Source organism: Paenibacillus sp. FSL L8-0708 (assembly GCF_038009325.1).
Classification (GTDB): domain Bacteria; phylum Bacillota; class Bacilli; order Paenibacillales; family Paenibacillaceae; genus Paenibacillus_AQ; species Paenibacillus_AQ odorifer.
In genome coordinates, this window is sequence record NZ_JBBPBC010000001.1 from 1,355,451 (window position 1) to 1,379,975 (window position 24,525).

The 24,525-nt window shown below is 49.4% G+C and carries 32 protein-coding genes; 26 read left to right on the plus strand and 6 right to left on the minus strand.

Features of this window, described 5'->3' with window-relative positions; all coding sequences use genetic code 11:
• Positions 1–666 precede the first annotated feature (666 nt).
• From NYE58_RS06050 to NYE58_RS06065, 4 genes are all read right to left on the minus strand, one after another.
• Complete coding sequence (locus NYE58_RS06050) at positions 667–2,097, minus strand: MDR family MFS transporter (RefSeq protein WP_341001279.1); 1,431 nt, start codon at positions 2,095–2,097, stop codon at positions 667–669.
• On the minus strand, positions 2,084–2,398 hold the full coding sequence (gene trxA / locus NYE58_RS06055; RefSeq protein WP_341001280.1) for a thioredoxin: 315 nt from the start codon (positions 2,396–2,398) through the stop codon (positions 2,084–2,086). The genes NYE58_RS06050 and trxA overlap by 14 nt, the downstream gene beginning before the upstream one ends.
• Positions 2,399–3,073: 675 nt before the next feature.
• Entirely contained in the window at positions 3,074–4,048 is a 975-nt protein-coding gene (locus tag NYE58_RS06060; RefSeq protein ID WP_051491481.1) for an S-layer homology domain-containing protein, read from the minus strand.
• Positions 4,049–4,133: 85 nt separating this feature from the next.
• Positions 4,134–4,925 (minus strand): SDR family oxidoreductase, encoded by a 792-nt coding sequence (locus tag NYE58_RS06065; RefSeq protein WP_036686790.1) that lies wholly within the window; start codon positions 4,923–4,925, stop codon positions 4,134–4,136.
• A gap of 175 nt (positions 4,926–5,100) precedes the next feature.
• On the opposite strand from NYE58_RS06065, the gene NYE58_RS06070 reads away from it, so the two are divergent.
• From NYE58_RS06070 to NYE58_RS06155, 18 genes are all read left to right on the plus strand, one after another.
• Positions 5,101–6,048 carry a GTP-binding protein gene (locus NYE58_RS06070; RefSeq protein WP_341001281.1) on the plus strand — a complete coding sequence of 316 codons (948 nt, stop codon included), beginning with the start codon at positions 5,101–5,103 and terminating at the stop codon, positions 6,046–6,048.
• 22 nt (positions 6,049–6,070) lie between these two features.
• On the plus strand, positions 6,071–7,159 hold the full coding sequence (locus NYE58_RS06075) for a tyrosine-type recombinase/integrase (RefSeq protein ID WP_341001282.1): 1,089 nt from the start codon (positions 6,071–6,073) through the stop codon (positions 7,157–7,159).
• A gap of 251 nt (positions 7,160–7,410) precedes the next feature.
• Complete coding sequence (locus NYE58_RS06080; RefSeq protein WP_341001283.1) at positions 7,411–8,331, plus strand: hypothetical protein; 921 nt, start codon at positions 7,411–7,413, stop codon at positions 8,329–8,331.
• A 20-nt stretch (positions 8,332–8,351) separates the two neighbouring features.
• Positions 8,352–8,675 carry a helix-turn-helix transcriptional regulator gene (locus NYE58_RS06085; protein WP_341001284.1) on the plus strand — a complete coding sequence of 108 codons (324 nt, stop codon included), beginning with the start codon at positions 8,352–8,354 and terminating at the stop codon, positions 8,673–8,675.
• Between the two features lie 584 nt (positions 8,676–9,259).
• A complete protein-coding gene (locus NYE58_RS06090; RefSeq protein WP_341001285.1) occupies positions 9,260–9,925 on the plus strand; it encodes a sigma-70 family RNA polymerase sigma factor in 666 nt (221 codons plus the stop codon).
• On the plus strand, positions 9,922–10,368 hold the full coding sequence (locus tag NYE58_RS06095) for a hypothetical protein (RefSeq protein WP_341001286.1): 447 nt from the start codon (positions 9,922–9,924) through the stop codon (positions 10,366–10,368). The genes NYE58_RS06090 and NYE58_RS06095 overlap by 4 nt, the downstream gene beginning before the upstream one ends.
• On the plus strand, positions 10,368–10,787 hold the full coding sequence (locus NYE58_RS06100; protein ID WP_341001287.1) for a hypothetical protein: 420 nt from the start codon (positions 10,368–10,370) through the stop codon (positions 10,785–10,787). Before NYE58_RS06095 ends, NYE58_RS06100 begins: the two co-directional genes overlap by 1 nt.
• Entirely contained in the window at positions 10,787–11,152 is a 366-nt protein-coding gene (locus tag NYE58_RS06105; protein ID WP_341001288.1) for a hypothetical protein, read from the plus strand. Before NYE58_RS06100 ends, NYE58_RS06105 begins: the two co-directional genes overlap by 1 nt.
• Complete coding sequence (locus NYE58_RS06110) at positions 11,152–11,427, plus strand: hypothetical protein (protein ID WP_341001289.1); 276 nt, start codon at positions 11,152–11,154, stop codon at positions 11,425–11,427. The genes NYE58_RS06105 and NYE58_RS06110 overlap by 1 nt, the downstream gene beginning before the upstream one ends.
• On the plus strand, positions 11,427–11,651 hold the full coding sequence (locus NYE58_RS06115) for a hypothetical protein (RefSeq protein WP_341001290.1): 225 nt from the start codon (positions 11,427–11,429) through the stop codon (positions 11,649–11,651). The genes NYE58_RS06110 and NYE58_RS06115 overlap by 1 nt, the downstream gene beginning before the upstream one ends.
• Entirely contained in the window at positions 11,608–12,264 is a 657-nt protein-coding gene (locus NYE58_RS06120) for a BC1872 family protein (RefSeq protein ID WP_341001291.1), read from the plus strand. Before NYE58_RS06115 ends, NYE58_RS06120 begins: the two co-directional genes overlap by 44 nt.
• A gap of 283 nt (positions 12,265–12,547) precedes the next feature.
• Positions 12,548–12,949: a hypothetical protein gene (locus tag NYE58_RS06125; RefSeq protein WP_341001292.1), complete on the plus strand. Its 402-nt coding sequence runs from the start codon at positions 12,548–12,550 to the stop codon at positions 12,947–12,949.
• Between the two features lie 53 nt (positions 12,950–13,002).
• Positions 13,003–13,143 carry a hypothetical protein gene (locus tag NYE58_RS06130; RefSeq protein WP_179089336.1) on the plus strand — a complete coding sequence of 47 codons (141 nt, stop codon included), beginning with the start codon at positions 13,003–13,005 and terminating at the stop codon, positions 13,141–13,143.
• A gap of 233 nt (positions 13,144–13,376) precedes the next feature.
• Complete coding sequence (locus NYE58_RS06135; RefSeq protein WP_341001295.1) at positions 13,377–13,811, plus strand: hypothetical protein; 435 nt, start codon at positions 13,377–13,379, stop codon at positions 13,809–13,811.
• A gap of 112 nt (positions 13,812–13,923) precedes the next feature.
• Entirely contained in the window at positions 13,924–14,259 is a 336-nt protein-coding gene (locus tag NYE58_RS06140; RefSeq protein ID WP_341001297.1) for a hypothetical protein, read from the plus strand.
• Positions 14,231–14,671: a hypothetical protein gene (locus tag NYE58_RS06145; protein WP_341001298.1), complete on the plus strand. Its 441-nt coding sequence runs from the start codon at positions 14,231–14,233 to the stop codon at positions 14,669–14,671. The genes NYE58_RS06140 and NYE58_RS06145 overlap by 29 nt, the downstream gene beginning before the upstream one ends.
• Positions 14,672–15,340: 669 nt before the next feature.
• Positions 15,341–15,520 (plus strand): hypothetical protein, encoded by a 180-nt coding sequence (locus NYE58_RS06150; RefSeq protein ID WP_341001299.1) that lies wholly within the window; start codon positions 15,341–15,343, stop codon positions 15,518–15,520.
• Positions 15,521–15,948: 428 nt separating this feature from the next.
• Positions 15,949–17,103 (plus strand): DnaB-like helicase C-terminal domain-containing protein, encoded by a 1,155-nt coding sequence (locus tag NYE58_RS06155; RefSeq protein ID WP_341001300.1) that lies wholly within the window; start codon positions 15,949–15,951, stop codon positions 17,101–17,103.
• Here NYE58_RS06155 and NYE58_RS37445 read toward each other — a convergent pair.
• Positions 17,093–17,308 (minus strand): helix-turn-helix domain-containing protein, encoded by a 216-nt coding sequence (locus tag NYE58_RS37445; protein ID WP_445671754.1) that lies wholly within the window; start codon positions 17,306–17,308, stop codon positions 17,093–17,095. The two genes, NYE58_RS06155 and NYE58_RS37445, sit on opposite strands and share 11 nt — an antisense overlap.
• A 680-nt stretch (positions 17,309–17,988) precedes the next feature.
• Here NYE58_RS37445 and NYE58_RS06160 point away from each other — a divergent pair.
• The 3 genes from NYE58_RS06160 to NYE58_RS06170 all read left to right on the plus strand — a co-directional run bounded on the left by NYE58_RS06160 (position 17,989) and on the right by NYE58_RS06170 (position 20,961).
• On the plus strand, positions 17,989–18,711 hold the full coding sequence (locus NYE58_RS06160; protein WP_341001302.1) for a helix-turn-helix domain-containing protein: 723 nt from the start codon (positions 17,989–17,991) through the stop codon (positions 18,709–18,711).
• The gene (locus tag NYE58_RS06165; protein WP_341001304.1) at positions 18,704–19,897 is read left to right on the plus strand and encodes a hypothetical protein; all 1,194 of its coding nucleotides are present in this window, start codon (positions 18,704–18,706) and stop codon (positions 19,895–19,897) included. Before NYE58_RS06160 ends, NYE58_RS06165 begins: the two co-directional genes overlap by 8 nt.
• Before the next feature lie 428 nt (positions 19,898–20,325).
• Positions 20,326–20,961, plus strand: a complete 636-nt coding sequence (locus NYE58_RS06170) for a toprim domain-containing protein (protein ID WP_341001306.1) — start codon at positions 20,326–20,328, stop codon at positions 20,959–20,961.
• A 42-nt stretch (positions 20,962–21,003) separates the two neighbouring features.
• Here NYE58_RS06170 and NYE58_RS06175 read toward each other — a convergent pair whose 3' ends face one another.
• Complete coding sequence (locus tag NYE58_RS06175) at positions 21,004–21,246, minus strand: helix-turn-helix domain-containing protein (protein WP_341001309.1); 243 nt, start codon at positions 21,244–21,246, stop codon at positions 21,004–21,006.
• A 170-nt stretch (positions 21,247–21,416) separates the two neighbouring features.
• Between NYE58_RS06175 and NYE58_RS06180 the strand changes: the two genes are divergently transcribed.
• The 5 genes from NYE58_RS06180 (at position 21,417) to NYE58_RS06200 (ending at position 24,458) form a co-directional block, all read left to right on the plus strand.
• Positions 21,417–22,025: a hypothetical protein gene (locus NYE58_RS06180; protein ID WP_341001311.1), complete on the plus strand. Its 609-nt coding sequence runs from the start codon at positions 21,417–21,419 to the stop codon at positions 22,023–22,025.
• A 214-nt stretch (positions 22,026–22,239) separates the two neighbouring features.
• A complete protein-coding gene (locus NYE58_RS06185; protein ID WP_155986541.1) occupies positions 22,240–22,398 on the plus strand; it encodes a hypothetical protein in 159 nt (52 codons plus the stop codon).
• The gene (locus NYE58_RS06190; protein WP_341001313.1) at positions 22,395–22,934 is read left to right on the plus strand and encodes a hypothetical protein; all 540 of its coding nucleotides are present in this window, start codon (positions 22,395–22,397) and stop codon (positions 22,932–22,934) included. Before NYE58_RS06185 ends, NYE58_RS06190 begins: the two co-directional genes overlap by 4 nt.
• A 159-nt stretch (positions 22,935–23,093) precedes the next feature.
• Entirely contained in the window at positions 23,094–23,873 is a 780-nt protein-coding gene (locus NYE58_RS06195; RefSeq protein WP_341001315.1) for a single-stranded DNA-binding protein, read from the plus strand.
• A gap of 87 nt (positions 23,874–23,960) precedes the next feature.
• Positions 23,961–24,458 (plus strand): hypothetical protein, encoded by a 498-nt coding sequence (locus tag NYE58_RS06200; protein WP_341001316.1) that lies wholly within the window; start codon positions 23,961–23,963, stop codon positions 24,456–24,458.
• Positions 24,459–24,525 lie beyond the last annotated feature (67 nt).

Here is a 24,525-nt window from a genome sequence, read left to right on the forward strand (position 1 = left end):
TATGGAGTCCGATAGCATCGTAAAAGTGGCATATTTTTGCGTATAAGGTCATCTGAGTCCGATAGCTGCTGCGTCTGTGTAAATATGATCTAATCGCTCGAAGTTTGATGTTCATCACCATCAAATAGCCTCATGCACTCAAATATGATCTAATTGCTCGAAGTTTGATGTTCATTACCGTCAAGTAGCTTCATGCACACAAAATATGATCTAATCGCTCGAAGTTTGATGTTCATCACTGCCAAGTAATCAGCATTTCTGAGCCTGAGTTAGCTTGAGGACCCAGATGACGCTATTCGTATGTTTTTAGCGATTGGAGCACAGTTCGGACCCCAGTGCAGCTATTCGTTAGAAATAGGTTCATATTGGGTGCTTTTTGAGACAATAGCGACGATGGAGTCCGATAGCTAACAACAAGTTGGATTATGAGACGATCTATGGGGAATTACCAAAGACGTCCCACCCCTGCTTAAATATGTGTCAGACCCTGGTGGGGCCTCCTCTGTAAAAGTGGGGCAAAAATTATAATCAGTACAGCTTTTTTTCGGGAAATATGCTTTAAGCATGGAGTCTCAAGTGCGCTTCAGGAATTTCCCCCTGCACCGGAAGCCACACCAAAAAAACCGGCAGAGGATTCTGCCGGGTAATACAGGATAGATTAAGAAATTAAATATTAGCAGGTTTAAGCTTTCTCGCTTCTTGCAGATGAAAAGACAAGTATAATCCTAATCCGGCAAAAGCCGTCAACGTCCAGAATGCAATGTGGACCCCTTTGAGCATATCCAATGGAAAGGATAAGGAACTGGCACTCGCAGTAGAAGTCATTATCGTTACAAGCAAGGCGCCTCCTATTGAACCGCTGAGCGAGCGCAGCGTGATTGTCATTGGAGAAGCATGTGCAACCATGGTGTTGGGGATACTTGCCATGGCATAGGCCGTAATTGGAGCCATAACTGCCCCTACTCCAAACATAAGCAGGGCATACATTATAACCAGTAGATTAAAGGACGTCTCAGTTGATAACGTGAGGAAAAGAGCCGCTGCCATGATCAGAATGAGCAGAAATCCTCCCTGGGTTACGCGGCTAACCCCAAACCGGTCATATAGTCTGCCTGAGATCAGACCGGAGACACCAATCAGCAGTGCACCTGGCAACAACATAAGCCCGGACTCCCTTGGTGTTAAGCCTCTTATCGTCTGTGCATACAGAGGAAGAAGGAGTTCAACTCCCACCATCACCGCAAATAAGATCACCCCCACAATAGAAGAACGGGTAAAGGAGCGGTGCCGAAACAGCTTGAAATCGAGCAAAGGTGCCGTGAGCTTGAGCTGTCTTTTAATAAACAGCGCCACGATCAGGAATCCGGCCAGAAGGATGATCCCTGCGACAACAGGATTTCCCTTTTCTTCCCCGACAATGCTAAAACCATATAATATACCAGCGAATCCGAGTGAAGAGTAGATAATGGACCTGGTGTCGAGCTTGGTCTGATGAGTCTCTCCCACGTTCCGCAGCGTGAAATGCGCTAAGAATAAATTGGCGGCTGCGAGCGGAGCCACAGCATAAAACAACAGTCTCCATGAATGATTCTGAACCACGAACCCAGACAGAGTAGGCCCAAGTGCAGGAGCCAACCCCAGAACCAAACCGACTACTCCCATCGCTGCACCGATTTTCTCCTTCGGGAAGACTCTGAGTATCGTCGTCTGAAACAGAGGGAACAGAAGACCCGCACCGATGCCTTGAACCAAACGCCCCGTCAGGACTAGGGGGAAACTCCAGGCGATCCCGGCAATCAGTGTTCCTGCTGTGAACGCTCCGACAGAGGCCATGAACAAGGCCCTCGTAGTAAACTTTCCGATCAAAAATCCAGCAACAGGAACAGTTATACCTATCATCAGGTAGTACACCGTAATCAGCCACTGCGCTTGATTCTCATGAATGGCAAGATCCTGCATGACACGCGGCAACGCCGTATTTAACATCGTTTGCATTAATTGGGCTAGAAAATTGGCAACCACCAGAGAGGCTACAATAATGCTGGGTTTATTAGTCAAGCTGTCTTCACCGCTTTCAGAGGTATTATTGGGATGCAACGAGCTGCTGCAAGGCATGTATGGATAACATCCCCACCTCTTGTTGCCGTAGTTGTCCATCCTTGAATATGAGTGTGGCCGGTATACTCATCACGTGGTATTTTCCAGTCGTCTCCGGGTCGTCATCCACATTGACCTTCACTACAGTTATTGTAGCATCCGACTCCCGCTCAAACTCTTCCAGCACAGGTGCAAACATCCGGCACGGTCCGCACCAGGGCGCCCAGAAGTTGACTACAGTTATTCCTTTCGATTGAATGAGTTGTGCAAAAGTAGCATCTTCCGCATGGAGAACTGCCATTATGAATCATCCTTTCAAGATTAATAAAATATATTATAGATCCATTATATCTATAATTAGGATAAATAATAGACTTAGTGTATCCACAATATATCTAAATCAGTATTTTGTCAAACCGATTTTCACTTACTCCTGTGCTTGTACATATAAAACAAAAAGATCCGTTAATTGCGCTTGAAGCAGTTGATAGATCTATGATTGTAAATGATGCGGTCGAGAGGACTCGAACCTCCACGATATTGCTGCCACACGAACCTGAATCGGGCATGTAATTCGGTCACTAGCGGGTTGTGAAATCCTTGTATAATCAAGGGTTTTTGCGGTTTTTCTGTTTTTCTCAAGCACAACAAGGGGATGCCGGGTTCACCCAAAACGCAGTCAATTTTGTAAGTTTGAAAGAACTCAGAGAGAACTCAGAGAGAACTAGACAAGAAACAGCTGTGTTAAGGTCATCTGAGTCCGATAGCGGCGTTACTTAATCAATCAGAGTTCGGAGTTGGGATAAAGGGGGAAGGAACAACAAACAACAAATAAGGGATGCTTCAGCAGCCATATGATGGCTTTTGAGGCATCCCTTCTCCGTATCTCAGCCGTCATAAACGGCAGCTGGAAGTCCAAATATACACCGCAGCTGCGTCGGACTCTTAACTCTAAAACCTTCAAGTTGAATTTATATTATTGTGCCGCGCTAGAAGACGAATAAGAAGCAGAGCCTGTTACAGGTTGAGCGACAGCTTTGTATCCATCTGGCAGATAAGTGGCAACAGATGCTTTTGTGATCACCTGCGCGTACATTTTCCCTGGTTCAGGAGCAGTCACGTTAAAGTAAATCACAGCCGTATTGTCTTTACCAAATTCGATTCGCTCAATCACCAGCCCATACCCGGGGTTAGGCAGATTATTAACGGTAAGTGTGGCTTTATTTACGCCTTCACCCGCTTTGGTCAACGTAACCTCTGTTTCGTAGGTGGGAGTAGTGGGACTGCCATTAGATACAATTACACGTTTAGCAAAAGCGGCTGCATCATAGATGAGAGCGGCTGCTTCAGAGCGGGTAATAGCATCATTTGGCCGGAAATTACCGTTCTTATCGAGTGTGGCAATATGTGTATTCAGCAGGATCTGGAGACTATTTATAACCTCCGTAGAGAGTTTATCGCCATCCTTAATGTCTACATACATCAGCGTAACAGGGAAGTTACCTTTACTTTGCAGCGCTTGCGTCAATAAGTGAGCGAACTGAGCACGGGTGATGGTTCCGTTAGGATCCACTGTCCGGTCGAGTGAAAGACCATTTTGCTTGGCAGTCAGGAAAGCCGAAGCATACCAGGCTTTGTCGTTTACTTTATCGAAATAATCACTGGCTTTGGAAGAATTACTACCTACCGCTGGTTGCGGAGTCAGATTCAGACCCCCAACGATGAATTGTATCCCTTGCGCAAAGCTTACCTTAGATTTAGGGGCAAACTTATCTTTGTCTACTCCGTTTATAATCCCCTCTTTATGCAAAGAGTTGATTTTTGCTTCCGCAGGATCACCTTTCAAATCTGAAAAAGCAAAAGCGGATGCCCCAAAAGACACACTCGCTGCCAAAATGCCGCAGGCTATAGTCATTTTTTTAGCGTTATTTATGAATAATGGTTTTTTCATTTGCGTCACCTCCATACTCTTAGATGGTAGATTAGACCAAAATGTTGCATAGATTTTAAAATATTATAACGATTCGAGTAAAAACTTATCCGCGCAGGAGTGACTCGGCACCATCTACATAAATCTCAGTTCCCGTAACATGAAAAGATTCATCCGATGCGAGAAATAATACCAGATTGGCAACCTGCTCAGGCTTACCCGGTGCATTTTCCAGCGGATGATTACCTTCCGGAAATTCCACAGGAATCTTCACTTTTTGAAGATCATCGCTTTTATACGTATTATCTCCAATTTGTGTATCGATTGATCCAGGACAGATTGCATTTACACGGATGCCGTATTGCGCCAGCTCTAGTGCAGCCATTTTCATAAAAGCAACTTGTCCTGCCTTGGAAGATGAGTAAGCGGAAGCGCCAATGTTCGAGAATACTCGGTTGCCGTTAATGGAGCTGGTGATAATGATGCTGCCGCCATTTTCTTTCATATGGGGGATGGCATATTTTACTGTGGCAAAGGTGCTGCGTAGGTTGGTATCCAGTGTCTGGTCCCAATCTTCGATTTCTAGTGTTTCGATTGGAGACCATGTACCATTAATGCCAGCATTGGCAAAAACAATATCAATCTTCTCGGCCGCCTCCCCAACCTTACGAATACTTTCTTCGACCAGACCTGGATTGGAGACATCGCATTCAATTACTGTTGCTGTACCGCCAATAGATTCAATCTCACGTTTAGTTTCATAGGAATCCTCGGGAGTGCGGTCAAGCATATATACCTTAGCTCCGTGTTGGGCAAACCTTATGGCTGTAGCTTTTCCAATACCGGAACCAGCACCTGTAACCACTGCAACTTTATCCTGCAAACGTTTATCTGTCATGATGAATTTCCTCCTCGGCGTTAGATTTCTTATTAGTAATTACATACCCGGCATAGCTGAATCTAACCAATTGAACTGGAGGGTGGAACAACGTGGGTGGATATATTACTATGGGATATAAGGATGTAAATAATATAAATTCAGATAAATCTAGCTCATGATAGGGGAACTATAGATGATTCAGCAGCAGGGAGCAGAACGGATTAATGTGGGGATATTTGCCCATGTGGACGCCGGGAAGACGACAACAACGGAGCATATTTTGTATGAAAGCGGTCGCATTCGCGCGCTTGGTAGCGTAGACACTGGGACGGCATTGACGGATTCAATGGATGTGGAGCGGCAGCGGGGGATATCCGTACGGGCGGCATTGGCTTCTTTTGCTTGGAAAGGTGTGCATATTAATCTGGTCGATACCCCGGGGCACGTCGATTTTCTGTCCGAAGTTGAGCGGTCTTTGCGGGTGATGGATTGTGCGGTGCTTATTCTTTCAGCCGTGGAGGGTGTGCAGGCCCAAAGTGAGATGATCTGGAACGCGCTGCGGAAGCTGGGAATCCCCACGCTTATTTTTGTGAACAAAATGGATCGCGTAGGCGCTAACCCTGAAGCTGTGCTGGCAGAAGTGCGAAATTATTTGTCTAGTGATATCCTTCCAGTTCAGCAACCCATCGGCAAAGAGAAGGGGTACATAGGAGCAAGAGATTTATGGGAGAACGAAGCTGATGCTAGCGCACGAACAGAATTATTAGAGGCGTTAGCGGAACGGGACGAAGAGCTGTTGGAGAAGTATATGTCAGGTAGCACTATTGATTTGGCTGAATGGAAAAAATATATGAAAACAGCCTCCTCATCAGGCCGCTTTTTTCCGATGGTTTATGGCGTCGCCGCCAAGGGGCTTGGGATTACTGCCTTGCTGGATGCGATGGTTGAGTATTTTCCCCGCGCTGGTGGGAATGTGGAGGGGGCGGTGTCAGGCATCGTATACAATATTCAGCGTGATAAAAGTATGGGACGGATGGCGTTTGTCCGCCTTTATGAAGGGACGATCCGTAACCGCGACGTAAGAGAATTCCGGAGTAATTACGTATGTAAACCGCGTAGCTACACGCTTCCTGTACGTTGACTGTCCGCTGACTACTGCGTTTGTGATACGGCGCTGCACCCGCTATCGTTCTGGAATAAGCGGAGGTGTATACGTGAATAAAACGAAGGGTAAGCCGAAGAAAACATTAAGAAGCGCACGGGAGACGTCTGAGTCGCTCGATGATCTATTCCACGCATATTATCAAGCGGGAGTGGCCGTTGGAAGGGCGCCGGATACGTTAAAATCATACGTTCACAATTACGCCGCATTCTGCGAGTACCTCGACGTGCATGGGGTACCTCGCGAGCTGGCGTATATTACGACGGAATTGGGGCGTGCATATGTCATATGGTTACGTGATGAAAAACAGCAGTTTAATGATAAAAGTAAGATGCCGAATTACAAAAAGGTTGTGGGGCTTTTACCTAAGTCCGTGAATACCCGACTCAAGATGTTGAAAGCAATGTTTAGATTTCTCCTGGAAGACGGTTTGATCGAGCATGATCCGTTCTATAGAGTAAAGCCACTGGCGGACGTAGGACGCGAGATTAAAGTACTAACGGTGGACGAGCTCTCTCGCCTCCTTAAAGCGCCCGACCAACGCCGCTACCGAGGGTTCCGTGACTACGTAGTTCTTAACGTTTTAATCGACGGGATGTTGCGTATCAATGAAGCAATGACTTTGCGTAAGGAAGATGTGGACATGCAGTCAGGAGCGTTGATCTTGCGGCGGGAGATCGTGAAAACTCGTAAGGCCCGCGTTGTGCCTCTTACTAAACGGACGCTCAAACTAATACGCGAGTTAAATAAAGAAACGGAGGAGTTTAATAGCGATTATTTATTCCTCACTACGCAGGGTAACCCGCTGACTCCAGGACGTTTCGGGCGCAGTCTTAAAGAATACGCGGAAATAGCAGGACTCGACAAACGGACGTACCCGCACTTAATGCGGCATTCGGGCGCCACATTGTTCTTAGAGGGCGGGGGTTCAGCGCGACACTTACAGATGATACTCGGACACTCAAGCGCTAAGATGACGAACCACTATACGCACCTATCGGACGCCGCAGTTAAGAATAACCACGATGAATACTCCGCGTTAAACGCTGTTATCGGAAATAGCGGAAAGTCACGGAAAATACTACGCTAGACATAACGTCGATCTCTTCGGAGGTCGGCGTTTTTTTATTTTGCGTAAAAGTGTGCGGAGAGTGACCCGTCTGCGTTGAAGTGTATATAAGGCGCAGTAATTATTTTACGCAAAAGTGTGCGGCATTAAATCGGACGTCGGCTTTATTAGTGTAAGCGGAAGGGAGTCGCAAATTATTATTAGCGGAATGTCCCAATCCCGCGAGTTTCCGTCCCTATATACATTGTAAGGCGAAAGGAGCTGACCGTATAATGGCGCGAGGTTATCGAGTAGAGATTGTTAAAGTAGCGGTAATCGGTCCGGATGGGACTACAATAGAGGTTGACGGTAAGGTGTGTACGAAGTGCGGTGGGGAGCCGAAGCCTCTGACGAATTACGGCGCAGACAAGAGGAAATCAGACGGAAGGCGTCCGCATTGTAAAGAGTGTGAGCACGAATACAAGCTCGCGCATAAAGAAAGGAACCCCGAGTACAGGCGGAATTATTACGAAGCAACGGCGGATGCTTCTCGGCAATACTCCCGAAAATGGGTAGAGGATAATCCGGAGTTAAATAAGATTAGAAATAGTCGGTGGGCGTCTCAAAACAAAACTAAAATAAGAGCGAGAGATGCTAGAAGGCGAACTGCGAAGGCGAGTCTCCCAGAATCTCTAAGTTGGAGTGGGTGGGAAACGACTCTTGAGGTAACGAGGCGACGATGTGCACTGACTGGGGCTCCTAGTAATATACACATGGAACACTGGTTACCAATAGGGGTTGGTCACGGCGGGACATACAGTGGAAATATTTATCCGATGCACGGAACGTTGAATTTATCTAAGTCTGACGATAATCCTTTCGAATGGTTCGAAGCGAACGGGCAACGCTTTGAACTATCGCAGTCCTCGTTCGATGTACTAGTCGCCAAACTAGCGCATCAGAACGGACTCACTCCGGAAGAATTCCGCGACTTCACATACTGGTGCTTCGCCAATAAGCGCACAGTTATCGAAGTTAAAGCGGACAATCTACGCTACGGTTACAAACGACCGTCACTCGAAATGTGGCGCGAAGCCGTTGGAATTCCGTTTCCTATCCGCGTGGACTTCGGAGACTTAACTCTCGATCGCGAACTCTCTGCATTGGGTGTGACGGGCAGTCATCCAACGGAAGATATTGTGTTAGCATCATAAATCGTAAAGGAGCGATGGTTATGTACGAAGTTGACGGAGAAATGTATTTCGAAACACGCGAGGAGTACGTAGAGTACTCCGCTAAGAGATGGCGGAAAACTGGTGCGGAGTTTGAACAACAACGTGTAGCTCTGGGGATATCGGTCGATAAGGCGGCGCAGGAAATTGGACTGAGCGCAAGCACCCTGCGTAGATTCGAAAAGGGTGCGCCGGTCATGCGCGCCAACGTAGTCAAGTGCGCGTACACACTTCTTCTTAACTACACGCGACTTCAACGAGAACAGTCGGAGATTACGATTGACATAAAAGTATCGGGCGCTGGCGGTAATATACGGATAGTTTAGCGGATTTCATTTGCATTATTATACACTTACGGATAGTTGGCTTAATCGCGTTTTTGCACTATTTAACACAAACGAATCCACCACCGCTAATCAATTCCGTTCAATTATCGCTCCCTTACGCCTCACCGTAAAATCACCGTGAAATTAGCGCCTTAGATGTCCGGGAGTGATAAGTCTACCCTCACGCTATCTAAACGCCTAAATCAACGGTGATTTTACGGAGAAATGACGGAAGGCACGCGACGGGTACGGTGGGAATCGCGGCGACGGACGGTGGCGAGGCGCATCGGGTACGTTTTATCTTTTATATTTTAAAATCCGCGCAGTTAGATATGTGTAATACAAGGCTTAATCCGCGTGTTTCCTGATATGTCGGGACGGATTGTACTTTATCCGGTCCGAATTACTTATGAACGTAAGTGAATAAGTAATTTAAAAGCTTTTAAGATCTTAAAGTCTTTAAAAGATTTAATAAAATAACACAAGCTATCCGCGATGTCAATAACTTATTTATTCGCCGCACGCTTATCACTCAATCCGCGCATTGAATTTGCACTATTTCACACACGGAGGTATCAACGCATATGAACGCTAAATTTCCGGATAACCCGTTACTCGGTCCGCTATCACGCGCTGACTTCATTACCGCTAACCAAACGTTAGTCGGACGTATCGTGTATCGCCATTTCCGCGCACAGTGTGACGCCACAAGCACTCCGAGGTCGGATGCGCTCAGCGAAGGAACTGTCGGACTTATCAACGCATACGACCGCTATAACGATCCTGACGTACCTTTCGGCGCGTTTGCATTTCCGCACATATACGGAGAGATTCTTAACTCTTTCTCGCGCCGACCATCGACCGGACTTCGCATACCGCGCCGATTGTACGCTGTCGTCAAGCGTATTCGGAACGCGGGTCTCGCCGAAGAGAGTGCGGAAGTTGTGGCGCGGGATCTCGATATACCAGTAACTCTCGCAACCACAGCGCTACACTGCGTTCGGATTACCGAAGTCACTGCGCTACCAGACGAAGAGGAACGCGGTATGCCCGACGATTACAGTAGCGTAGAGGTGGACGAGTTCCTGGCGGTGCTCAAGCCGAACCCACGCCGGATAATAAGTACACTAATGGCGGGGCTCACAAGGTCGGAAGCAGCGGCTGAACTCGGCATCTCACGCCAGAATATACACAGCAGCGTTAAGTGGGTACAGAAGCGCTATGAAAAATACGAGGAGGTTACGCTATGAAATTCCGCAAAAAGCCCGTACTTGTTGACGCAGTCCAATATACTTTGGGCCTCGAAGACGGCTACGCATGTTATGAAATCGGAGGGCGCTTCGTCGGCTATCACGATAAGTCAACGCACATACCGTTACCATTCCGCAAAGTTCCCGCGATTAAGACGCTTGAAGGGTTCCACGAAATCAGCGCGGATGACTGGATTATTACCGGAGTTGCCGGCGAGCGCTGCCCGTGTAAGGCAGAGATATTTGCGCAGACATACGAAGCAGCTACGCGTGGAACAGACGGACCGCCACACGAGGAAGAAGCGCACGAAAAGATACGCGAGGCTTATGAGAGTAACGTAGATTTGGCGGCTGACCCGTTTGATACTTATGGCGGCTTTGTGCGCGGAGTCCATCACGTACTCGAAGCGCTCGGAATAAAAATCGAAGGAGTGAACGCGTAATGACAACGATTAAACCGGTAATAATTCCGCGCGAGGCTGCGGACAGAATCGAAGGTTTGCGGAGCTCAGCGCTGAGTAATGAGCGTATCGTAGACGTGTATGTTAGCGAGGGTCGTGGAACTCCTCTGTCTACAAGGGGGATACGCTCAATCTCGTTCGACACGCTACTAACTGCGCTAGTTGTCGGGTATGAACGTGAGCTGACGGAGGAAGAAGAGCGCGATATAGCAATCGCTAGCCTGCGTGATTATTACGGTTGGCTCGGCGAACAGGCCGGATACGCGCAAATGCGCATCGGAGGAAATCCGCTAGAGTTTAAGCGCACACAGAACGCGATTCGACTCACGCTCAACACGCTCGGCACCATAATCCCCGGTATCAACGAAGTTATCAACGACGAAGAAGGAGGCGTAGCCTAATGTTAAACGCACAGCTCACGCAAGACTACGCAATCCAATCGGACGCTAACGCTCAGAACTTCGTCATCAAACGCCGCCGCATCGTAGACCCTACGCAGGCACCCGGATATAAGCCCGTTGAAGGTGCGGAACCGCCCGCTAAGCGCGAGGTATGGGACGACGTGGCGTATTATCCGGTCAATACGGAGGGTCTGCGTGCGGCACTCGATTACGTACGGTTCAAGGCTGCGGTCAACGCGGACACGACGTCGATCGCGGAGTTTATGGCGGCGCTACGTACGGAGACATTTGCGATAGAGGCCGCGTTAGACTCGCAAATTCCGTATTGGCCGGACGTTACCATTACGAAAGGAGGTGCGGCGTAATGAACGAGATAAAGGCGGCAATTAAGGACGCGATATTTGAGAGCGTAATGATGGGCGAGGACATTCGCATGACGCTCGGTAGACTGCATTTCGTCGACGGATTCGAGCGCCAGGATATTATGGATGCGTTCGACGAGATGCGGACGGAAGCTGCCGCGGACTACGTTCCGCACGGCGCGGAGTTGCTGCCGGATAACGTGGTGCTCGCGGTACCGGATGCGCAAGTTAAAATGTACGCGGCGATGGCGGCGTTCGCACGGGGAGGTGCTGCGTAATGAAAACGGTTAGCGTAACGTACTTCAAACCTAGCGGTAAGTATTATACGAGTGAGGAAATCGAAATCTCCGAGGGGCTTAACGGATACGACGCGCTTCACAAGGAGATTCCGAAGCACCACCGCATTAAGAATATGTTCATGGTCGTGCAAGACAGCGAAGACGGTAAGGAGCCGTACATTGTTCCCGGCCTGTTTCCACCTACTATTCCGTGGGAGGTGTAGACCTATGAGACGCGAAGAAATCATCGCAAAGTGGGCGGAGTTAGGTGCGCGGGAAAAGGACGCGTGGATTGCAACCGCAGTTATGGGCTGGCGCAGAGTCTCGCGTCCGGGAGGTGGTGGCGGATATATCGGATGGCAGGACGCAGAGGGACGTGTCGTGGCAATCGAGGCGGATTATTCTATGACAGTAGATTCGCGCGATTACTTCCGGCCAAGTAGAGACATTTCCGCAGCGTGGATGGTGTTCGAACGCTTTCCTTACATCGAAGTCGCGCGGATTCCGGGCGCGAAGACTACGTATGGCGTGCGGATAAACGGCCTTGATGGGAGTGTGCGCGCAATGACTCAGGAATCAACGTTTCCGGATGCGGTATGTATCGCCGCCCTTATCGCCGAGTTAACGGAGGTGATTACGAATGGAACTGCGCCGGATGGGACGAAGTATCGCGTTAAGATCGAGGACATCGTGGCGCTTGCCCAACGATTCATAAGCGAGTACTACGCAGGACTTGCGTACGGTGCAGAACGTGCTCATTTGCGCGCTGCTAAGGAGTTGCGTAAACAGGCCGCAGTCGAGCGGTTTAACGCGTGGGACGGGAGGATGGCGGAATGAAAACGGATGTAGTAACAACCGACGGCACCGCGTACCGTGTGACATTTAGCGAACGGACTTATCCGTGCAGCCATTGTTGTATAAAAGTGCGCACGAGGCGTAAATGGTTCGGCTGGCGAACGGTATCGACCGAGGAGTTCCGCAATGGTCAAGGAGCTTACGAAGCGGAGTATCCTGACTTCGTGAAAATGGCGAGCTGGGCCGTTATGTTCTACCATACGCCACATAAAATTCGCGCTAATTCAGTCGCGAGGTTACGTAACTGGAACGGGAGGGTTGACGTATGAAGCGCGCTGAACTACTCGCGGAACAAAGTCGCCTACTAGCGCTCGCTAACGAACTATCACGTAAACATTGGGGCGTGGATTATACGGGAACGCTGACGTTGGTAACGTACAACTGGCGCAGTCAATGGGCGGCGTTCCACTACCGCAAGTCGGATAAGACCATGCAGGAAATACGTATGTCTACGGTAGTTAACGCAGAGCGACCGTTTGAGGACGTGCTAGGATCGCTATTACACGAGTTAGTACATTGGCGTTTGTATACGCTAGGGCTTCCGTGTTCCGATACAGACGACGAGTTTATCGCGGAGTGTCTACGTGTAGGGGCGCCAATATCCGGCTCAACGAGCGCGAGGAAGGCGTACGAGCGGTATTTACAAGCGGAGAAGGAGGCAGCGTAAGTGAAGACGGTTAACGATATTATCGAACATTATACGAAGGGAGGACGGAAGTAATGACACAATTAACTAACGAAGAAATCCGCGAGATTAATCTGTGGTTGTACGATAATCCGCGCTATCAAGCGTTAAGCTGGCGTGATGCGGTCGCGGTATTTCAAGAAAAGCGTAAAAATGAAAACGTGCGTGCGGCGTAGAAAACGAGAGGAAACGGGAGAACGCTATATTTGTGCAATCTACGCTAATTGCAACTATAGCAACTACAGCGAAATCTACGATTTATAAATTCCGTAATTTACCAATTTGTGCGAATACAGCGTAATGTAGCGAAACCTACTCCGTGAACTCTACGTGTGTATAAAGTGGCTAATCGCCGGATTTGGCGTTTTACGGAAACTAAACGTTAACATATAATCGGAGGTGTCAACGGATGACCACGAGTGAAACTACGGAAACACGACGTGATTTACACGCAGACTTAGCGTTAATTGAGGAGGTCGGAGCGCATCAACCCGGTGTGTGGTTCGTAATGCACGGAACGGATGTAGAGCGCGAGTGGCCGCCGGGATCATGCGAATTAGATAGTGTAGCTTACTCCGCAGGGTCGCCGAGCGTGGCGGAGTTCATCGCAGAAGCGCGCACCGGATGGCCGATCGCTATTGAACGGGCGATTAGCGCGGAGGCGGAGAACGAAATGTTGCGCTCAACAATAATGACCGTATTCCAGCGGGCGCGTAACGATGTTAATCGACGAGAAGGCGGAGTATGCTTCGGGACTACAACGTTCCATGACTACCCCTTCGCAAAACGTCTCGTCCGAGATTTTGAGCCTATTATATTTCCGGAGGTGGCTGCGAATGAGTAGCGCATGTCAGTGCCACATAGAGGGCGCGTTCTGCTTCTATTGCGAAGTGTACTCGCCGGTTGTTGCGGAGAATGAGCGGCTATATGACGTAATCGCGGATATGCAAGCGACAATGAAACCGATTGACCAGTGCGACTCCTGCGCGCACCTTAGCGTTGAGTTGACGAATCATAAGGCGGTAAGGGTTTCGTACCTAGCGGAGAATGAACGGCTACGGGCGGAATCACGAGCGCACGAGATGCGTGCGGACGAGTGGGCGGCCCGAGCGCTGATTTTCTACGAAGCCCTCCGCGAAATCGACACGCATATTCGCGCGACGTCCGTTCCGATTCCGCACATTGTTGCGACGCTTAAACGTGTGCTACCAGAATACGCGGAAGAAAGCGGAGATCCGTTCGCTGACGAGGAGGTGAGCGCGGATGACACCACGCAAGAAAGCGCCAGCTAAACCGAAGATTACCGCCGACCAGCGCAAGTCTTGGAGAACGCTACCTATCGCGGATTGGAATACGCTGACCGTACAGGTAATGATTACGGAGCTCAATCGCGACCGCTACGGAGTGGAAACGTACATCCCCGCAGCCGGCGGCTATCGTTTCGAACAGGGCGTAATCAAACGCGCGCTTACGCTGTACGGTGCGGAGGCCCTGCGTGAAACGATCGAACGTGCCTTCGCAGAACATCGTGTAACACCGCAGTATCCGCAGTTGACGGCGGGATTTTTGATAACGTACATGTTACCAAGAATAATGCCGCAAGTCCTGGCGGAAAGGGCAAAGACGCAGCAACGTAAGGAACGGGCGGAGAGTGCGGTGTTCAATGGCGGGATGACGGCGGAGGAGATTGCGGATTTTTTGTAAGACGTAGTTCATTATTTACGATTCGCGTCGTATAGTTATACGTACGTTACATAAAGGAGGAACGCAATGTCACACAATGCTCATTCTAAAAACTGCATACTCGCCGCATCTTGTACGCTAGCCGACACCGCCAAGTGTAACGCTCGCTGTCCGTCATTTATCGCTATGATGGGATATAACGGAAGTGGCGGACGTGTAGGAGCTGCGAATGTGCCGGCGGATTACCGAAGGCTAACGCTCGCCAATTCGCCGGCTCGAACGGGACAAGTAGCGGCGTATAAACTGGCGGAGTCGTATGCGCAGACTTTCACGCGACAGTTCGGTGACGATGCGCAGAGTGAACGTATAAAGTCGCTATATCTGCAGAGTGACGAGCCCGGCACGGGTAAGACTACGACAGCCGCCGCACTCATACACGAATGGATAATACGCCACTATATCGGGAGCATCCAACGGAACGGGCAACCGTTGGAACGACCTGCGTATTTCCTCGATGTGAACGCCTGGCAGACGCTATTCCTCGGATTTAACCGGAGTCATGTACCGCAAGCAACCGCCGAACCGTTAGCTGCCGAATACTACGCGATCGAACACCGCACAAAGACGGCTCCGTTCGCAGTCCTCGACGATATTGGCGTCCGGTCAGCATCCGAAGCCTTCCGCGCGGACTTGCATAGCGTCATTAATCATCGTGTGGCGAACGGATTGCCGACCGTATACACATCGAACGTAATGCTTGCTGATTTGGCGCAAGTATTTGACGCTAGGCTAGCGGACCGCATACGCGAACAGTGCGTAGAGATACGATTTGTCGGCGAGAGTAAGCGAGGTCTGCGCAAAACGGCGTAAATAGGCGTTAAGATGCGATTTCGGGAGAACGTATGGTATAGCGTAATAATCGCGGCTATATTCGACAAATTGCGCTATGATAACGCACTGAGAATACGTTAACGTACTTAATTATTTCCTAATGCCGTCCAATAATTTATAAATAATCCCAACTATGTCGAATGAATATCGTCTTATATGGGAGTTGGGTGTTAGGTTAAGCGAGAGTAAAATAGGAGGTGTACCCTATGGCGGCGCACGGTCAGCAATTACTATCAAAAATCGTAGACACCGGCGATGTCCTGGCGTTAACGCGGCTCGGCATTAAGCGAACAGACTACGCCACGGAAGGCGAACAGCGCGCGCATGACTTCGTTGTTAAGTACGCGGCAGATAACGGCGGAGTAGCGCCATCGCTATCGACTTTCGTAGCGGAATTTCCGGACGAGGTGTGCGCATATATACCGGGCGTTACGGACTCATTCGATTACTTAGCGCGGGAGTTAAAGGATGCGGCGGGCAAACGTGCGACAGCGAAGCTACTAAGTGATCCAAATATGCAACGCGATTTCGACACGAAGACAACGGAAGAGTTTGTCGCATCATTGACGAAACAGCTCGAACGGATTAAACTGGAAACACGAACAAATACTCGTACATTTACAGACGTTTCCAGTGAAGCGGATAAGTTCCTGGCGGAGTATCGAGCGCGGAAAGCCGGTACGTCATTTCGTATCTGGCGCAGTAAATTCGCATCTATTAACGATCAAATTGGCGGTTATTTCTCCGGCAACACTTACGCTTGGTATGCGCGATCCGGCCGCGGCAAATCCATACTCGTAATGGAGGACGGCGCAGTTGAGCCCGCGTTCCAAGGCGCAACCGTACTCGTATGGGCGCTAGAGATGTCGGAGTTCGAATGGATGGCGCGCGCATATTCGTCTATTAGCGCAAGGCTCGGCCTAGTAAACGCGAAGATAGACGGAGTTGATTACGCGGCGGGCTTCGAAAATAAGGCGCTGCTTATGGGGCGCTTGACGGACGATTTCGAGGCGGAGTTCGAAACGTTTCTGCGGACGCTAAACGAAATGATTCCGGGGCGCATAATACTCCGCGCTGCAGATAGCGAAGGTTTTACGGATAGAGGAATTGCGCAATTAGAGGTGGACATCCGCGAGACAGAGGCGGACGTTGTCGTAGTCGATCCGATATATTTAATGGATTACGAGGCGAATACGTCGCGGGTGGCTGGCGGAGATGTGGCGGCGACTAGCGTTAAGATTAAGAGACTCGCTGGTCAGACGAAGACCGTCATCCACATCGTGACGCAAGCGGATGAAGATGCGTCGGAGAAGAACGAAGATGGAACGCGCGAGTTGAAGCCGCCGAAGCGTGCGGAGATTAAGAAGTCGAAAGCGATTCTTGAGGATGCCGCGAATGTGTTCGGAATAGATACGTTGGCACACGAAGGGCGCGGCGTGATTGAGCTCGGCAAAGGGCGTAACGGTGGCGAGGATACTCGCGTGGAAATCGTATACTTGCCGAATTGGGGCATCGTACAGGAAACGGATTTAGCGGATGAGGCTGCGAAGTTTACTCCGTAGCCGGCACGAACTCAACTACGTCCTCAATCCGGCAACCTAAATAATCGCAGATGACCGCTAGGGTTTCTAGTGATACGGACCTGTCCGCGTTTATACTCGTCATAGTATTGCGCGCTAAACCGGTTGCCCTGCGGAGGTCGACCGGGGTCATGTCTCGCTCTACTAATATATGTCTTAATCGTTTGTAGCTCGGTCTGAGTGCCAAAAGACCACGTCCTTATTGATAAATTGGCTGATACCAGCACTGTTATTATAGCAAAAACATCACTAATATATACATAGTGAATTAAAATATGAACTTAGTGATTGACTTATTGAGCACTTGTGCGTATTATTGGGTCATAAGGTTAAACAAACGCAGTCACACGCTGAACGATATACCCCGCACAAACCCCACGCAATCCGCTCTTACTCGTAATAACCGCCGGAATAGACGCCAGTCGACGCCGAACCCAAACCCACGCAAGACAACCTCCGCTTAAAATGTTACGGAGCCGGACGTACCCCATACGCCGCCCCGACGACAGCTACGCCGACCCCTTCGGCAAGCAGCGCGAGGTTATCTTGCGTTATTACTATATAGGAGGCCGAAAGATGAATGCAGAAGCCAAACAAAAGCCCGCCGAAACGCACATCGCGTCGTTATCACAAATAACCGTCGGACGATATCAAGTATGGAAGAGTATGGACAAAGAGCGCTACGAACAATTTCGCGAGAATATCCGCGTTAATGGAATACAGAACGCGATCCACGTAGACGAAAATTACGTTATCCTCGACGGTCACCACCGGTTCCGCGCCGCTATTGATTGCGGAATTGAATACGTAGTTGTTACAAGGTATTTCGGACTAACTGATGAAGAAAAAGAAGGTCACGCGTACCAATTGAACACGCTAGGACGGAGTATCTCGAAAAAGGAGCGCCAAGAAGCCGCGATTAGGTTACGTGAGGAAGGTAAGTCAGAGCGTAAGATTGCGGAGTGGCTCGGAATTAGTCAGCCGACGGCCCACCGTTGGGTTAGCGCAGTAATTCCAGTTGATTCAAATGAATCACGTGGAAAAATGGAAGCCTCCGATGGAAAAGCGTATGACTTCGTAAAAGCAACCGCCGAGACGTTAACCGAACGCGAAGAAACAGCGTTACGTCTCCGCGAAGAAGGTCGCACGCTAAAAGAGATCGCGCTCGCAATCGGAGTGTCCTCGCCGCAGACCGCAAGCAATACGTTGGCGCGGGCGGAAAGTAAGCGCGTGGAATTGGCGGAGGAGCCTGACGAAGAGGAGACGCACATTCCCGCCAAGCCTGCGATCGACCCGCGCATCTTTGAGTTAATCGAGTATTCGGCGCGGACAGCCGCAGAGGTTAAGGATTACGGAGATTTACCGCTCGGACCGGATCGTTCGTTACTGCGCTTCTTTCACGAGAGTCTGCGACCATTCGTCGGCAACTTGTCGATGTCAGCCGGAGACTATACGCGGGCAACGGATGAGATGGCGAAAGAGCTTTATATGGAACAGTTGGGATTTATGGCGGAGATATCTTTGCGGATGTTAATCGAGCACGATTATAGTAGAGCAGAAAAAATAATGGAGGCGATAGCAAATGAGTAGAGTTAAAAAGGGAGTAGCATTGTTGGAGAAGTTTCAATCAGCACAGGAAAAAGTAGGGACTATAGACACCGCGCAGACTGCGTATTTCCGTAAAAAGGGCGTAAGTATCTTAGAGGAGTCAGAGATGCCCGCGTTTGGTTTTAAGAAGATAGGACTAGACACGACGGATAACGCGTTTAAAAGTATTCCTGCGAATTGCGCAATACCAAGTGTGCGTATGCAGGGAGTAGCCATCGAGGAGTCTGTTATTGCTTCAATCAATATTAGTTCATTCCGCAACTTTTCCGAGGTTGTTACAGACGATGTACTAACTTGGAAGAGAATACCCGGAAAAATAAAAACACATATAGGCGCAGGCTGGGACGATAAATTGTCGGACGCCATAAACGAGCAACTACTCAAAAATATGTTATACCAAATGCTTATTGGCGGGGTTGAGTTCGATGTACGCGAAGAGATAATAACTGTGCAGTCACTTGTACGCTACATCTTACAAAAGCCTGGTGCGTCCGCACTCAGAACCTTTTTCAAGCACGCGGGAATAGACACAAGGGACAGCCTAGCAGTATATCAAGCATGGTCTCGGGAGGGTGTGCGCGGACTAATCACGGACATATACGCGCGTAATCCGTATTTTAACGCGACAAGCAGAGAAGTTGTGTCCGAGTATAATAAATACGTAGCAACTAACGGCGTTGTCGATTTATCGCAATTCGGTGTGCGCAAGGATATCGTAGAAGATTCACAGGAGTTTTCCGCATTTGACGGACAAGGGCGTATATTGACAGTAATGGAGGCGTTCATTAGTAGGAAGCGTGGGACGGCAATTGGTAAGGCCGCGCAAAGGTCCATAGGCAATCGTGGAGGTTTACCAAAAGTTTCAGACGGGGAGAATCTCAAGTTGGAGCGTGCGCTGTCCCGTAAGCAGTATGTATACTGTCAGGATAACAACATTTCTGAACGTGATTATTGGACTCTTTTTGACGCGGAGTTCATAAAGCGGTATAACGTGTCCGTGGATCAGAAGTTTCGCGAAAGCGGCACAGTAGGAAAGCCGGGCTGGACAATGCCTAAGTATCTACGTGCTACCGCACTATTGCCTCAAGCTGTCCAAATTGCGGAACACCTCTCTCAAAAGGCCGCAATCGGACGTCGCCTGAATATTGTCATTACTCCATCGTTCTAATCCATAGACAAGTATACAACAATTATCAACTGAATGGAAGGCGGCCGCGTTAATTGCTACAGCCATAGCGCGGCCTTATTTGAGTCTGCGGAGGTGAGTATATGAACGCTACTATTACGATTAATCACGAACTCTTCCTTTCCGCCATCGAACGTTATCCCTGGCGCAATCTCCTTTACGCACGTGGTCGCTTAATCGCATCTTCACCGTTCGGCTCTCGCGCGGACAACACGCCATCATTCTCGGTTGTTATCGACCCGGATGACGAAGCTTTCGGGGTCTGGAACGATGCGGGGGCCGTAGATCCGGAGTGGGCGCGTGGAAGTCCTGTAAAAATTTATGCGTTTCTGCGCAACATTACGCTGCATGAGGCGTTTGAAGAGTTAACGGTTGCCGACGTGGACGAGCGTCCGACGCTACGAATACGATTGAACGCGCCCGAACCGCAAGCTGCCGTACGTAAGCCGATCGATATGTCCCCGTACATACAACGAGAAATTTCATACCTAACTAATCGAGGGATATCGCCAGTTATACAGCGGCTTTACAGATGCGGCTACGACGTCGCGAAGAATGCGGTAGTTATGCCGTGGACAAGCCCGGTCGGAACGTTTCTTAACGCAAAATTCCGTGCAACGTGGGGAAAAGCGTTTTGGTATAGTAAGAACGGATATCCGGTTAAGTCGATGATTTACGGAATAGATATCGCTTATCGGCGGAATATCAAACGCGCGGTCATCGGTGAGGCTGAGATCGACGCAATGACGGCAAGTACGGCGGGTACGTTTGGCTTAGCGGTCGGCGGGTCGGAGTTTACGGAAGAGAAAGCGAATCTACTGCGGCGTAGTCCGATCGAGGAACTATTGATTGCGGGTGATAACGATGCCGCCGGCGAAAAACTGCGGTGGGAGATCGAAAGAAAGATGCGCGGGTACGTGCGATTATACAACGTAGAGATTCCGAACAGCGCGAAAGACTTTAACGCGGCGGGTATCGAGGCAACTAGAGAAGCATGCGAGGCAGCAAAACGGATAGATGCGATTCGCGTGCGTTTGTGTACGTGAAATGTCGTAAAATTTGACGACTTTTTGTCGGTACGAACGAAATTAATCGTCCGTTGCCTTATCGGGTGCGGTCTCCCAATGGTACAAGTCGTACGGGGAGTCAAGACCGAGAACTTCCGCAATCGTCCGCGCTTTGTCGAGGCCCATAACGCCCACACGTTTCCGGTCGTTTATCCAATGACCGATTTGCGAACGGGAGTATCCGGTCCTGCGGCTAAGATCAGCCTGCGATAGTTTACGTTCTTTGAGCAGCGCCCGAAGTCGGCATTCACCGACAACGTACATTTATGAGCGCCTCCGATACTTTGCGAAATGATAACTTAATTATTCTAACATATTTTTCTTGTAAAAGTGTGCGGGGCATTTGAGCAGGTCGGCTTTATATATGTAAGGCAGACAAGCATTGAAATAATAAATATCTCTTGAGGAGTTGTTGAGTATTGAACTTTGAAAAATTGAATAAGCTCGCCGCTGCATATTTAGCGGAGGGCACGGACGGCGCCTTTTCCGAAATGTACAAAGAGGCGGGCGTGCTGTTCCGCCAGATTAACCGCAGTCGGATCGTGTTTTCCCGAATGGGCGACGCCAACGATGCGGACGAGCTACTGGATTCCGTTATCCTTAAGGTGATCGCCAAATCATCGGATAATTTTGGATCGCTACTGCTGAAAGCACTTCGTGAAGCGCAGTTAGATTATTTCAAGACAGAGCAGCGCCGACGGAAACGTTTCGAACTTTCCATTGATAACGAGTCGCCAAACTCGGAGGTTATGGAAAGAGACGGTGATGAGCGTCCTGTAGAAACGGCAGTTGAACTCCGTCAACGTAAAAAAAGAACCGACCAGTTGGAGCTGATCGATTCCCTTACTCGGTCCGCCAAGACCGATACCACGACGACTACAATCGTCACAGCATATTTGTTCGCGCCGCTAGACGCTAAACCCACGGAGATCGCAAGATCACTTGGGATACACCATGAGACAGTTAAACGTAAGCTTCGTAGACTTGCTCGCCGTTACGACGCCAATCGCTTCGGTGATGTCCACGAATACTTAGCTGTTTAACTAATTTATGAACGGGCTATCGGGCATGATGTCCGTTCCACTATCAATTATATCACAAAGATTTAAAGATATTTCGGTGGTATTAGTTACCTTATGTATGTTATTTCCTAAATATATCCAATCCATACTTCACGTTTTCAATATTACGCAAAAAATTTGCGGTTGTCAACGCTTATTTAACTGCGCCCACTTTTAATAACCGGAGGTTAACGCCATGAATCGTATAAAAAACGTTACTCATATAAATACACGCAATCCCCACGTTTCAAACAGATTGGTCGATCGCATCTATAACGGAGGCTTCGAAAACTACGAAGATACAGCGGATTATATCGATATTCGCAGCGTTATGAAGGGGCGTGTCATCGCATGAGTGTTGCGATTGATCCGCAAGCCGGCACGCATTTTATCGGAAAAATCTTCGTCAGCCCACACGCTTGCGACCGCGCCGTCGAGCATTTTGGTATCGACCGCTCGAAAGCGCCTATGTACGTAATGGATATGCTTCGCAAGGCTACGCTAGTTTCACCGCTAGTCGTCGATGAGGACGGTAAGCCTGCGCGTATGTTCGCTTATCGCCGGATTGCGTTTCTCGTACATCCGACGGAGGCTACGGTCTTCACATTATATCCGCAGCACAAAGCGTCCGAATCGCTGCGTAGTCCGATTGAGCGGATTATTCAACGGGCGGTCAGCGCAGCGGAGCGCAAGGAAAAACGCGAGTTAAAACGGATTAGCGTCCGTAAAGCGGAGTTGTCCGTAGAGCGTGCGCAACTTGATCTCCGCCGTGCTAAGTCGGAATCCACACGTGTAGCTGCGGAAATGACTGCGAAAATAGCCGGAATCGACGCGGAAAGAGCGAGGTTAGAACGTGAGTTACTGGAAATTCAGCGGGAAAAACCACGCTAATGAAGAGCGTTGTAGCCTACGTCTGACGATGAGCTGAGCGTATATCCTACGCCAGCAACGCGGTATTAACGGCCGATAACAACGATACAAGCGCGTTAGTGCCGTGTTGCGGACGTAGGAAGCTATAGTCCGAAATAAACTGAAAAGGAACGTGATCGAATGAGTATTCGCGACCAACTTAAACAACGTGAGGAAACTCGCAACACTCCGAAAGGTAACGGTATTAACGAAGGTCTTCCGGAGGACGTGACGAGATATGTACGCCTTGGTGGGAAAGCTTCCGAATTAGGAGACGGACGTCAATTCGTTATTCTCGCGGACCCTGATAATTGGTACTTTTATTTCTGCCATGAGGATAGTACGTTCTCACCGTATACAACCTTCGTTAAGAAACACACGTGCTTACACTCACCGCGAGGACTCGGCGCAGAACTTAAGTCGTTTACTAAACCGAACGGCGGCGCGTGCATCTCATGCAAAGCGAAGGCTAAGCGCAAACTGTACTTCATGATTCCCGTATTCGACCTTGAATATAAAACGTGGAGAGTTCTCGATATCAAAGAGTTCCACGCGATGAATATTATCGGGGATTACGACAAACTCGAAAAGGCTGCGAAGAAGTTCAGCAAGGACTATACGGTTGTCGGCGACATCGTTAACATCACGAAGACGTCCGATGGTAAATCGTATTCTCTCGGTAGTGGTGACGCAGAGGTTCCGGCAGAAGCAGCGCAGTTCATCGGATTTGACTTCCCATATGCCGAGCTCGCCAACTTCCGCGAAGAAGACGATATTATCGAATTGTTGCGTGAAGCTGATCCAGCACACGTCGATAAGTCCGTACTTACGTCGGCGACTACGGGCGGTTCTTCCACGCAGACTCCTCCGTCAGATACCGGCGCACCTATCGATATTTCCGACGAGGATTTACCTTTTTGATCGCGTGTCCCGAACGGTCGCTACACGCATCTACACAGACATTAATTTCCGGTAACAACGGTAATAAACCGCCGGTCCGCGTGTTGGTTGCGCTGGCCGGCGGAGAATTTAACGAGAGAGGACGTGGTTCAGACGGCACATATTTCGGAAGTCGTAGGTAAGTATTCGGAGCTCGCCGCAAGATTAGCGTTATTGGCGAACGGATGGACGGTACACCAATCGGAGACGGACGAAGCGTACGACGTCCTGGCGCAAGACCCCGTAAGCGGAGATTATGCGCGTATTCAAGTGAAGACGATTAGGCAACGTATGGATCGCGGTGGCGACCTCGTAGTCTACGCTAAGAAAGGCAACGGAACTATCTACGACCTAGCCGACGCTGATTACATTATTGGCGTTTGGGTGATCGAGGGCGAAGTGCCTCGCGTGTACATGTTCGAGAATCGCTGCCTTACGGAGTACTGGTGCGGAGAAGCACGTGCGGCTGAGCGGTGGATTGAGTTGCCTCTAGCGCTTAACCGCGATATCTATACGGTTTCGACCGCTGTGATCACGGAGGAATTACCACTACCGACCGCTGTCTAAACGTAAATTAAAGTATTATCGGGGCGGAGGAGCTAACGGTAAGCGCCGAAGGCTCAGTCCCAACGAA